This is a genomic window from Hymenobacter cavernae, assembly GCF_014641455.1.
In the GTDB taxonomy this organism is placed as follows: domain Bacteria; phylum Bacteroidota; class Bacteroidia; order Cytophagales; family Hymenobacteraceae; genus Hymenobacter; species Hymenobacter cavernae.
Map to the genome: position 1 here is coordinate 404,220 of NZ_BMHT01000001.1, position 11,437 is coordinate 415,656.

The following is an 11,437-nucleotide window of genomic DNA, read 5'->3' on the forward strand; positions in this document are numbered from 1 at the left end:
ATACCGGAAGCTAGCTACTTGTGGTGTGAAGCTAATTAGTTAGGTGAAGCAGGAGGATACGATAATGGTCCGGCGCTCTGGCAGAAGCACAGAAGTGCTTCGGGGTTGCGGATGGATACCATTCGGTGGAAATTTTAGAGACAAGGCCGGAAGAACAAGGCAAATATAGTCTGAAAAACGGTTCGCAGCCGGGCAGAGTTGCAACTTGCGGCCGTCGGGCCCTACCTTGCCGAGCAGACTTGCGCCCGAAACAAGCCTAGGTTCGTTCTCTTCTCTTTTTAACGTATTCTTCGTGGTAAAAAAAACACCTATCCTATTCCTGTTCAGCACCGCCCTAGCGGCGGCCACTTTACTACCTGGCTGTGTTGCGTCGAAGAAATATGATGACCTGCGCGCCCGTCAAGCGGCCATCGAGCAGGAAAAAGCTACGGCTGAGCGCCAGTACCGGCAGGCCGTAACCGAGCTAAAGAAGGCCTCCGATGAGTTGGCCCAGTTGCGCCTCGACAACCGCCGCCTCGCCGACGACTCCACGCAAAATGGTAACGCGCTACGCCGCACCCGCACGCTCTACACGCAACTGACGGACAGCTACGATAAGCTGCTCAAAAACAGTGACCGGGCGATGGCCGACAAATCGGCTGACTACAACAAAGTGGCCAAAGACCTAGCCCGCCGCGAAGCAGAGCTAGGTGAGCTAGCCACTTCCCTGAACAAGAGTAAAGCCGACGTCGACAAACTCAACGCCGACCTAAAAACTCGCGAAGCCAAGCTCGCTGAACTCCAGCAAGCCCTAGCCGACAAGGATAAAGCCGTGAACGACCTGAAAGCCAAAGTGAGCAATGCGTTGCTTAGCTTTAAGGACAGCGATTTGCAGGTAAAAATGAAGGACGGCAAAGTGTACGTGTCGCTTTCCGAGCAGCTGCTGTTCAGGAGCGGCTCCACCAAAGTCGACCCCAAAGGCGTAGACGCGCTAAAAAAGCTAGCTTCCGTGCTGCAAGAGCAGAAAGATGTGAACGTAGTAGTGGAAGGCCATACCGACAATGTGCCGTTTAAAGGCGCAGTTGGTGGCATGAAGGACAACTGGGATCTGAGCGTGCTGCGTGCCACCGAAATTGCCCGCTTGCTCACGGAAGGCGGTGTGGCGCCAAACCGCGTCACGGCGTCGGGCCGCTCGCAGTACGTGCCGGTAGCCATCAACGATTCCCCTAGCAACAAGGCCTTGAATCGTCGCACCGAAATCATTCTGACGCCCAAGCTTGACGAGTTGTTCAAGATTCTGGATACGAATACTACATCATCTACTTCGACTACTAAGTAAGCCGACAGCCTCTTTTACCGAAAAAGCGCCAGTGAGACAACCTAGGTCAGGTTTCTCACTGGCGCTTTTTGTTCATCTATAGGTGACTACTTTCTTGTTGATGTATTCCCATTTTGAAGTAGACTATTTCGATAAAAGAGTAAACTATTACATTAGAGATATGCTGGTGATTCACTTCGTAGTACCTCTGTATCTTAACCCCTTAAACTTCCCGAACTATGCGTTTATCCTTATTGCGTATTCTGTTGTTTGCTTCCTTCTGGGCTGGTGCAACAGTGACTTATGCTAGCCATATCATTGGAGGTGAGCTAGCTTTTGAACCTGTAGGCGGCTCTACTAATCAGTATCGTATCATTGCCCGGCTTTATCAGGATGTAAGTCCAATGACAGTCACATTTGGACCTTCGCTTACCCTGATTTGTGGCAAGAATAGTTGCTTGAAAACAGCTCTCGGAAGTTTTACCGCTGAGCTTTCTTTGACGCAGCGGCGACGTAGTACGCTCGCCTGCTCCAGCAGTTCAGCGTACGAAATGGGTGTCTTTGAAGGAATTGTGACGCTACCGCCGGCCCGTTGGACGCTCAGCATTTACGCTGAAAACCGTAGTTTCAATGTTTTCAACCTCATTGAGGCGTATCAAAAAGATATTCATGTAGAAGCCCTGCTGGATAACTCTAGCGGCTTAGTGGATTTTTCTCCAAAGTTTTCGTCTTTCACGCTGCCCTACGTTAGCATGAATGCGCTGCACCGCAATAGCTTTAGCGCCTTCGACCAAGATGGCGACTCACTAGTATATCGCTCCGTACAGCCTTTGGCGAGTTTACAAGGAGAAGGCGAGTGCAGCACACCTATTGCCTATAGCGGCTCTACAGGTGGCGAATTTGTCGATCCAGCTACTGGAGCGCGAGTGCCTTATGGTCCGGTCCAGTTTACTCCTGCTTTTCCCTTTCTATCCTACCAAGCCGTTAGCGGCACGGCTGTTCCCTTTTTTCAACTGAATGCCGCAACTGGTGAGCTACTCACTCAGCCTATCACCCTAGGTTACCAAGTTGTTGCTATACGGGTCGATGAATACCGTAAGCAAGGTGGCAGTTGGCAGCAGATTGGAAGTATTACACGTGATATTGCGTATTATACGCTCAATGGAGAAGGGAACCACAACCCCACCATCACAGAAGTTAAGCTAGCTAATGCGTCAGCCTCGCAGTCGCCCGGCAACGTTATTCCTGTAAATCCAGGACAACTGGTTTCCTTGACCCTCACAGCAACTGATCCAGACGCTGGTCAAACGTTGAAATTGAGCAGTGATGTTGCTGCTATTATTCCGGGGGCTGGCTTTCAAACGCTCATCAATAATCAAGCGCAGCTCAGCTGGCAGGTACCGGCGCAACTTCCACTCGGCCGGTATTCCTTTACAGTTACCGTTAGGGATAATAGCTGCCCTGTCAACGGGAGCGAAGTGCGCACCATCACTTTTCTGGTTACCGATAAAGTTTTGGCTACTCGTAGTCGTGAGCCTTTAGCGCAGCCTGCTTTTCCTGTTCCTTTCCACGAGCAAGTTCGGTTTCAGCTTACGACGCACAAAGCACAGGCTATTCTTATTGTCGATGAGCTAGGTCGCACAGTTGACCAACTCACGAGCCGTGCTGATGGCACCGTTATCTGGCGGCCGGCAGCTACTATCCGGCCGGGTTTATACATCGCGCGCACCGCTAATGGCCAGCAATTGCAGCGCCTGATACGCCAATAAGTCAGCGGCTTACCAGAGCAGGGCTTTCGTGTAAAAAGCTAGGTACAAAGCGAGTAAAGGGAATATCAGAAAACAAAAGCGCCATCCGTCAGGCAACGGATGGCACTTTTGTTTACCAAAGTATTATACAGCTACTGGTCATCCATCACAACGCCGCACCCGATATGCACCCCCGAGTTGCCGGAAGGCTGGGTTACGTAATCATCCGCGCCAGCGTGCACGATAACGGCTTTGTTCAGGATGTCACGGCTAGGATCATTGCCGCCGATGTTCCAGTCTTCGGCCGTGAGTGCCAGCACACCGTTGCCGTTCGCGTCTACGCTCATGTTGCCGATATCGCCACGGTGAAAAGGCGGGGTGTCCCGCCGACCGTGTGGCTCGTTGGTTGGATTCCAGTGTGTGCCTACGTTCATGGCCGTCGGGCCAGAGCAGTCGCCATTCTGGTGCAGGTGAACGGCGTGCTGGCCAGGCGTTGCCCCACTCACGACTACATACACCCGGACGCCGCGCCCGTTTAGCTGACTAAAGCTGACGGTGCCGAGCAGACTACTCCCGCTCTTAGCTTCCAGGTTGGCGTGGGCTAGGCGGATAATGTCACCGGTGCTGTCATCGTCGCAGCCGGACAAGGCACCTAAGGCTAGCAGCGCCCCTGTGAATAGTAAATGTTTCATCATTGTGGGATTGGGGTGAAAGAATAGCGGATGTGGAACAGTCGGCAAGCAGCTGCTAGCTGTTCTGTGGTTAGATAGTGCGCTGAATGTCAGAACATTTATCCAAAACCACAACCTCAATCGGGAATCTTTCGACTATGTGGTGCGAAGGTCCTAATCTTCGCTTAACGCCTTTGCCAAATAAAGCGCTTGGTTTAGGCGCAGTATGCCCAACTCCAACCCTATCAGAATTGGTTCGCCCCCACTGGTTCGACTGGCTAGATAGCCGGTACTTCACACCGCCAACCTAGGTTTAGCTGCTTGACTATAGTTATATCTAACCTGAATAGTTAGGCGTCCGAAAGCCCATTGTATTCCGGAGACTTATGGTACTCTCGAATAAGTATCCACTGCTTCTTCAGATTAGAACGCTGGTATATCTTCCATGCTCCTAGCAGAATTACAACACTAAACAGAACCGCACCAAACCTTGGTTGAAATAATATAAACCCGTAGCTTTTTAGGCTTAGAAAGCGCAAAATTACTTCCATGTTGAGAAAATAAGCAAATGACGTTAAGACAAGAAGAACATAATCGCGTGCAACAAACGTATAAGCACCCAAGAAGAGAATAGATGCGTGCCAATAGCGTTCATGCATTTGTGTATTAAAGTAGCTAAACACCACCGGAATCAAGCCAAAACTCAATAACACTAAAGGCACTTGCCCCTTTATCGGGAACCGTTTCGTCAATATACTCGTAAGCATAGCAATAAACAGCGGAAACAATACAATAATAGAAGCAGCTATAAATAATAATAAGCCCCACTGCTTATACGTAAGAACGAAGAAGATATCATTATCAGACATAGCACTTAGTTCCTGATGTGGAAGCAGTAAAAACCACATATTAAAAGCATTCATAGAAATCTTCGGATACCTATCTACTGCACCAAAAACAACTTTCAGAATACGCCCTAGGTCATTCTGATCGCCGCCCCACACGAAAGGCGCTACCAGAAGCACCTGCAAGAAAGCAGCCACCGCTAGTGACAAGACGAATGTCCTCCTAGAATCAATCCATTGTGGCACCCAAAGCATTAGTAACGCAGGCAGAAATATAATAGCCTGTGGCTTAGCGTTGCACGCCAGAACATAGAAGCACAGACTTCCTACAAGTTGCTGGCGTATAGCGAGCAGCATGGCAACAAACGTTAAGCATGTAAAAATAGAGTCTATCTGCCCCCAGGCTAACGTATTATATAAGTAACCTAAATTAAAGAGCAGCAACAAAGACAATAGAAAGCGCTGATGATAATTTACTCCAGCTAACGAAGCTGCTAAAATGGCTCCTATAAAATCGAATAGTAGCGCGACAGCTTTCAACCAATGCCGGTGATGATAAATATTATCTATACTGCCTGCTACTTTCCCATATACAAATAAAACATAGTGATAAAGCGGCGTATAATCATTAGAGCTTACTCGATGATAAACATTGCTTAACCCGTAATTAAATATACCTATTGCCCAGTCGGTCCAAAGGTAAATATCAGGCTCATACCCACTTTTAGGCACAAACAACATCACAACAATAAATAATAAAGCATATACTAATAAATACTTTATTTTCAGTTTCATACAAATATTAAGTTAATATTAACTTATTATAATAACATCCTTATAACTCAAAAATGCACAAGAATATATAGCAGCTCTAACAACAACCTACCCATCCTACAACAAGCCTTGAGTTTGAACTTTGATTATGTTTTTCTATAGCCTCACTACTATACAGTAAGAGCGTATCTGGAATTTACCATCAATCATGATAAATTCCAGATACGCTCTTACTGTATAGTAGTTAAGCGCGATTTATTATCCAATCGCCTGCCTTAAATCCTCAATCAGATCCTCCACATCCTCAATTCCGACGCTCAGGCGGATCAGCGAATCGGAGAGGCCGGCTTTGCGCCGCTCTTCGGGCGGGATGCTGGCGTGGGTCATGGTAGCGGGGTGGCCGCACAGGCTCTCGACCCCACCCAGGCTCTCGGCCAGGGCAAACAGCTGAAACTTTTCAAGCACGGCCACGGCATCTTCCTTCCGGTCGCCTTGCAGCACAAAGGAGATCATGCCGCCGAAATCGCGCATCTGGCGGGCCGCTATTTCGTGGTTGGGGTGGTCGGCGAAGCCGGGCCAGTACACTTTTGCTACTTTCGGGTGCTGGCGCAGGTACTCGGCCACGGCGCGGCCGTTTTCGCAGTGCCGCTGCATCCGCAAATGCAGGGTTTTGATGCCGCGCAAAATCAGGAAGCAATCCTGCGGGCCGGGCGTGCCGCCTGAGGCATTCTGAAGGAACGCCAGGCGCTGGGCCAACTCATCATCCTGCACCACAAGCGCGCCCATCACGGCGTCGGAGTGGCCACCCATGTACTTCGTGAGCGAGTGCACCACGATGTCGGCACCTAGGTCGAGCGGGGTTTGCAGGTAAGGCGTGGAGAACGTATTGTCGACGACCAGCAGCGCCCCGGCTTCCTTGGCCACGGCCGCCGCTGCTTCAATATCAATCACGTTGAGCAGCGGGTTGGTGGGCGTTTCGACCCAAATCAATTTGGTACGCTCCGTGACCTTTTCGCGCACGGCCGTCATGTCGTGCATGGGCACGAAATGAAACTTAATACCTAGGGGTTCAAATACTTTCGTGAAGATGCGGTAGCTGCCGCCGTACAGATCGTTGGTCGAAATAACCTCGTCGCCGGGCTGGAGCAGCTTGATAATGCAATCAGTAGCGGCCATACCGGAGGCGAAAGCCAGGCCGTGCTTACCATTTTCCAAGGCAGCCACCGAGTTCTGAAGCTGGGTACGGGTAGGATTGTGAGTACGGGAATATTCGTAGCCTTTGTGGTCGCCGGGCGAGCGTTGCACGTAGGTAGAGGTCTGGTAGATCGGGGTCATAATGGCCCCGGTGGCGGGGTCTGGGTGCACCCCGGCGTGGATGGTTTTGGTTCCGAACTTCATGTGGAAGGGTGAGCTGATGGGACGTAGGAGCTAGGGCGCAAGTTAAAGAAGTGTGCTCACTAGCTTGCGTCTTATTCGAACAGCCCAGGGTTGATTACGTTCAACCTTTACGGGTGCTGATTCTCGTCGTATTTCCTTTGTGGCTGCCTGGCCGCTGCTGTTGCCCATGAATTTCATCAAAGAGCTATTCCGAAAAAACGCCTCCACCCTGCTGTCCATGCTGTTTTTATCGGGCATGCCGCTGCTGGGCGTTTCGCTGGTGAGCTACGTGCTGTACCGCTCGCCCACGCTGCTCCAGAGCCTGAACTTAGGTCAGAGCGTGCTCTACTTCGTGGGGTTGGCGTTCCTGATGACGTTTGCCCTGATGCCCACCACCGTAGCGGTGCTGATTACGGGCTTCTACTTTGGCTGGCTGGGTGCGCCAGGAATGCTGGTGGCGTATGCACTGGCAGCCCTGACGGGTTATCAGGTCGCGTCGTCCCTCGACCACGGCAAGATGACGAGCTTCCTGCATCACTTCCCCAAAGTGGAGGCCGTGATGAACGAGCTGAAAACCGACAGTTGGCAATTGATTTTCCTCACGCGCATCTCGCCCGTCACGCCCTTCGCCCTGATGACGTTTGTGCTGGCCGTGTTGCGCGTAGATCGGCGCCGGTTTCTGCTGGCTTCGGTTGTCGGGATGCTGCCGCGCAGCTTGTTTTTCTACTGGCTGGGCACCAAAGCCCACGATGTGCTGGCGCTGGTGCGCGACCCGAACGCCGGCCCCACCGGCAAGCTGCTGCTTTTAGGGCTTGTCATCATCTCAATTTTTGGACTGTACTACATCTTCAACCGTGCTTTGAAGCGTGCTTTGAGCAACGGTGCCGGAAATCAGACAAAAAACTCTGCTTGAAAATCAGCTGCTTGCGTGTTTTTTCTATCTTTTTTCAGGTTTAAAGTGTAGAAAAGCTTGTTTGACTGAAAAGTTACAGCCTATCTTTGCACCACCAAAACGAAAAACGGTCACGTAGCTCAACTGGATAGAGCACCTGGCTACGAACCAGGAGGTTTGGGGTTCGACTCCCTACGTGACCACAGAAAACGCCTTCAGCATTGCGCTGAAGGCGTTTTTCGTTTTTATCATTTCTGCCAATTAATTTTCTGTTTACTTTTTCGGCAGAACAAGTGCTCTCCCACTCAGCAACTTGGCAAGCGCCCCTCTAGTACACCAAAACGCCCCTATTTCCGAGCTGATGCTGGATTATCTAACCCTTTTTAAACCGCTGGGCGCGCAAAGCCAGGTAGTATACTTTTCCTACCACCTAGCTACGCGCCGACTCGTGCACGTGAGCCCTGCCTACCAACGGGTATTCGGCAGCTCGCTGGAGCAGGCTCCCGACGAGCTGGCACAGCTGCTCAGCTACTTGCACCCTGACGACCGGGAATATGTGGCCGGGTGCGTGCAGCAGCTAGGTCCTGAGCAGCTGGCGGAAGAAATAGAGCTGCGCCTGCGCTACCCCGATGGGCATCGTCAGTGGCTGAGCCTTACCCTAGGTCGGGTGCGGACTGCTGACGGGGAGGAGTTCCTGAGCGGCTACGTGCAGGATATAACGCGGCTAAAAGCCTACATGGACAATGCTGACAAGTTCAACGCCAAGAAGAACGCCACGCTGGAAATTCTCTCGCACGACCTGGCCGGCCCGCTGCTGCTGGTTCAGCAGCTGGCGGCTCACGTCGATCAACAAGCCAGTACTTACAATAATCCCGAGCTGAAGCATCTGCTAGGTCTCATGCAGAAGACCTGCCAGGAAAGCGTCGACCTAATTCGTGACTTTGTGAATCAGGAGTTTATGGAGTCGTCTAACGTCGAGCTGAAGCTGGAACGCATTGACTTGATTAAACGGCTGCGCTGGCTCCTGAATGAATACCAAAGTTCCGAGCAAAACATAGATAAGCACTTTGAGTTTCGCGCCCCGGACGAGCCCTTGTACCTGCTGCTCGACGACAACAAGTTTCAGCAGGTGATGAACAACCTGCTCAGTAATGCTATCAAATTCACCTACGATGGGGGCCACATCACAGTTTCTGTCGAGCCACAGCCCCATCACGTCCTGATTACCGTCTCCGACGATGGCATTGGCATCCCCGAGAAGTTTCATTCGGTCCTCTTCGATAAGTTCACCAAGGCGCGCCGGCCTGGCCTGCGTGACGAGAAAACAACGGGCCTAGGTATGTCAATTATCAAGCTCCTTGTCGAGCTACACGACGGCAGGATCTGGTTTGCGAGTACCGAAAACCAAGGAACTACTTTTTTCATTCGCTTACCCATCCGGGAGCCGCACGAGTTACCGGCCAGCGAGCGATAAGCTTGTTTTAGCTGGTTAGTACTTTAGACTTAGTATGAATTACGTGGCCGTGGCTTCTATCTTTGCGGCGCCGTAGTCCGGCACCTAGGTACTCGCTGTCTTGCTGCCAATTTGGGCCGCGGGTGGCATACTTTTGAAGAAGCCAGCCAACGATTCCGGGGCTTTATTTGTTAAGCAACTGGGCGTTAGCCGTTCATTCGTACTTGCTGTTTTAATTCATGACCAATACTATTTCCACCGATATCTGCATTATCGGGGCGGGCCCGGTCGGGCTGTTTGCCGTGTTCGAAGCCGGCTTGTTGAAATTGCGTTGCCACGTAGTCGATGCCCTGCCGCAGGTGGGCGGGCAGTTGTCGGAAATCTATCCGAAGAAACCCATTTACGACATTCCGGGCTACCCCGAAGTGCTGGCCGGCGACCTGGTGCAGAACCTGATGCGCCAGATCGAGCCCTTCCACCCCACCTTCACGCTGGGCGAGCGGGTCGAGCAGTTCACCAAGCTCGACGACGGCTCTTTCCGGCTGGTGACTACCGACGGCACCGAGATTTCGTGTAAAGCAATTGCCATTGCCGGGGGCCTAGGTTCGTTTGAGCCGCGCAAACCCGCCATTGAGAACCTGGAAACCTTTGAAGGCGGCAAAGGCGTGCACTACATGGTGCGCGACCCAGAGCACTTCCGCGATAAGCGCCTGGTGATTGCCGGCGGCGGCGACTCCGCGCTCGACTGGACCATTTTCCTGGCGAATGTAGCCAAGGAAGTGACTTTGGTGCACCGTGGTACTACCTTCCGCGGCGCCGCTGATTCGGCCGAGAAAGTAAAAGCGCTGCACGATGAAGGTCGCGCCCGCCTGGTGTTGTCGTCGAACGTGACGCATGTGCACGGCGATGATGCGCTAAAGTACGTGACCATCACCGGCAACGACGGCACGCCGGAGCAAGTGCCGGTTGATGCGTTTGTGCCGCTTTTCGGACTCACGCCCAAGCTAGGTCCGATTGGTGACTGGGGCTTGGAGATTGAGGATAACGCGGTGAAAGTGAACACCGTGGATTATTCCACCTCAATTCCGGGTGTTTACGCCATTGGTGATATCAACACGTATCCGGGCAAGCTCAAGCTGATTCTGTGTGGCTTCCACGAGGCTGCGCTCATGTGCCAGGGCGCCTACAAATACATCTTCCCCGATAAGAAGTACGTGCTCAAGTACACCACCGTCAACGGCGTACCGACTATGTAAAAGCTGCTGGCTTTTGGCGGTTAGCTGTTAGCTTTGCCCTAGGATTTTTAGAAAAAGTTAACAGCTAACAGCCAAAAGCTGGCAGCTAAAGCCAAAAGCTTTACAATGAGTGCAGATAACCTGGATGTACGCGTATATGTGGAGGAAGCTCCCGGTCAGCGCCGCGAAATAATTGCCCCAACGGACATGGGCCTGAGCCTGATGGAAGCGCTGAAAGCCAGCGGCTACGACATTCAGGCGACGTGCGGCGGCATGGCGCTGTGCGGCACCTGCCACGTCGAGGTGCTGGCCGGTCCCGCCCTCGACGAGCCCAGCGACGACGAGATGTATATGCTCGAAAGCCTGCCCATTCTGAGCGAAGGCAGCCGCCTTTCCTGCCAGATTCGCATTACGCCCCGCCTCGATGGCCTGGTAGTGCGCCTCATGCCGCAGATGGCCTAGGTTCTGCTTAGAAACCTAGCTTTTTCCCGCAAGCCAATAAAAAAGGAGAGCCCCAGCGGCTCTCCTTTTTTATTGGCTTAATGGCACCTAGGTCACTTAGCGACGACGCCTGGTGCCAGGTTTCTTCGTGACGTGCTTCGACTTAGTCGAGTGCGACTTGCTCGTGGTTTTGTGCTTCGTCGAGGTGGTGCGGTGGGAGCTGCTGCGCCGGTGATAGGTGCGCGTGGCCGTTTTGGCGGCAGGCACGGCGGCTTCTTCAGGCTCTGTTGCCTCGGTAGCTTCCAAATTGCGGGCCGTTACTTCCAGGGCGGCCTGCTGGGCTTCTTCCACTTTTGCAGTGGCCGCTGCGGCTTTCTTGCGGCGCGTGGGCATCAGAAAGTCACGCTCGGCACGCTCCTGCGCTGAAAGCCTCTCTTCACCGGGCAACGCGGGGCCAACGGGCAACGCTGCGTGGCTTTTGTGGTCGACAGCTGTTTTCTTCTCGCTTTGAGCAAAAGCCGACGCGCTGCAAAGCAGCAGGCCAGCCAGTACATAGATCTTACGTTTCTGCATCATTCCATCATACTATGAATCGACAAAGGTAAGCCGCACAGGCGGCCTAGTCAACTCGCGCATTATCTACGGGTTGCCAAAAGCCTGCCAAGGCATATCAGGGCCGTTTTCAGATTGTACAAAATTATGGC

Annotated in this window: 10 protein-coding genes and 1 tRNA gene; 7 read left to right on the forward strand and 4 right to left on the reverse strand. The window is 52.3% G+C overall.

All coding sequences use genetic code 11. The annotated features are described in order from the left end of the window. Positions 1-292: 292 nt before the first annotated feature. Together IEX74_RS01665 and IEX74_RS01670 are read left to right on the forward strand one after the other, a co-directional pair. Positions 293-1,318 (forward strand): OmpA family protein, encoded by a 1,026-nt coding sequence (locus tag IEX74_RS01665; RefSeq protein ID WP_229755077.1) that lies wholly within the window; start codon positions 293-295, stop codon positions 1,316-1,318. A 245-nt stretch (positions 1,319-1,563) separates the two neighbouring features. Then, positions 1,564-3,066 carry an Ig-like domain-containing protein gene (locus IEX74_RS01670; RefSeq protein ID WP_229755078.1) on the forward strand — a complete coding sequence of 501 codons (1,503 nt, stop codon included), beginning with the start codon at positions 1,564-1,566 and terminating at the stop codon, positions 3,064-3,066. A 131-nt stretch (positions 3,067-3,197) separates the two neighbouring features. Here the strand turns inward: IEX74_RS01670 and IEX74_RS01675 are convergent, their stop codons facing one another. From IEX74_RS01675 to IEX74_RS01685, 3 genes are all read right to left on the reverse strand, one after another. Beyond that, entirely contained in the window at positions 3,198-3,737 is a 540-nt protein-coding gene (locus IEX74_RS01675; RefSeq protein WP_229755079.1) for a superoxide dismutase family protein, read from the reverse strand. 329 nt (positions 3,738-4,066) lie between these two features. Continuing rightward, complete coding sequence (locus tag IEX74_RS01680) at positions 4,067-5,356, reverse strand: putative hexosyltransferase (RefSeq protein WP_188810306.1); 1,290 nt, start codon at positions 5,354-5,356, stop codon at positions 4,067-4,069. 237 nt (positions 5,357-5,593) lie between these two features. After that, entirely contained in the window at positions 5,594-6,733 is a 1,140-nt protein-coding gene (locus tag IEX74_RS01685; protein WP_188810308.1) for a cystathionine gamma-synthase, read from the reverse strand. Positions 6,734-6,899: 166 nt separating this feature from the next. Between IEX74_RS01685 and IEX74_RS01690 the strand changes: the two genes are divergently transcribed. From IEX74_RS01690 to IEX74_RS01710, 5 genes are all read left to right on the forward strand, one after another. After that, entirely contained in the window at positions 6,900-7,625 is a 726-nt protein-coding gene (locus IEX74_RS01690) for a TVP38/TMEM64 family protein (RefSeq protein WP_188810310.1), read from the forward strand. Positions 7,626-7,733: 108 nt separating this feature from the next. Then, a tRNA-Arg gene (locus IEX74_RS01695) sits at positions 7,734-7,807 on the forward strand. A 158-nt stretch (positions 7,808-7,965) separates the two neighbouring features. Further along, complete coding sequence (locus IEX74_RS01700) at positions 7,966-9,078, forward strand: sensor histidine kinase (protein WP_188810312.1); 1,113 nt, start codon at positions 7,966-7,968, stop codon at positions 9,076-9,078. Between the two features lie 218 nt (positions 9,079-9,296). Beyond that, a complete protein-coding gene (locus tag IEX74_RS01705; RefSeq protein ID WP_188810314.1) occupies positions 9,297-10,313 on the forward strand; it encodes an NAD(P)/FAD-dependent oxidoreductase in 1,017 nt (338 codons plus the stop codon). Positions 10,314-10,418: 105 nt separating this feature from the next. Beyond that, a complete protein-coding gene (locus IEX74_RS01710; RefSeq protein WP_188810316.1) occupies positions 10,419-10,754 on the forward strand; it encodes a 2Fe-2S iron-sulfur cluster-binding protein in 336 nt (111 codons plus the stop codon). Positions 10,755-10,850: 96 nt separating this feature from the next. Here IEX74_RS01710 and IEX74_RS01715 read toward each other — a convergent pair whose 3' ends face one another. Then, entirely contained in the window at positions 10,851-11,309 is a 459-nt protein-coding gene (locus IEX74_RS01715; protein WP_188810318.1) for a hypothetical protein, read from the reverse strand. Positions 11,310-11,437 lie beyond the last annotated feature (128 nt).

Bases quoted from the DNA above. Each gene is read 5' to 3' on its own strand.
- IEX74_RS01705 (WP_188810314.1), top strand. From the start codon at position 9,297: ATGACCAATACTATTTCCACCGATATCTGCATTATCGGGGCGGGCCCG.
- IEX74_RS01715 (WP_188810318.1), bottom strand. From the start codon at position 11,309: ATGATGCAGAAACGTAAGATCTATGTACTGGCTGGCCTGCTGCTTTGC.
- IEX74_RS01680 (WP_188810306.1), bottom strand. From the start codon at position 5,356: ATGAAACTGAAAATAAAGTATTTATTAGTATATGCTTTATTATTTATT.
- IEX74_RS01690 (WP_188810310.1), top strand. From the start codon at position 6,900: ATGAATTTCATCAAAGAGCTATTCCGAAAAAACGCCTCCACCCTGCTG.
- IEX74_RS01675 (WP_229755079.1), bottom strand. From the start codon at position 3,737: ATGAAACATTTACTATTCACAGGGGCGCTGCTAGCCTTAGGTGCCTTG.
- IEX74_RS01710 (WP_188810316.1), top strand. From the start codon at position 10,419: ATGAGTGCAGATAACCTGGATGTACGCGTATATGTGGAGGAAGCTCCC.
- IEX74_RS01685 (WP_188810308.1), bottom strand. From the start codon at position 6,733: ATGAAGTTCGGAACCAAAACCATCCACGCCGGGGTGCACCCAGACCCC.
- IEX74_RS01700 (WP_188810312.1), top strand. From the start codon at position 7,966: ATGCTGGATTATCTAACCCTTTTTAAACCGCTGGGCGCGCAAAGCCAG.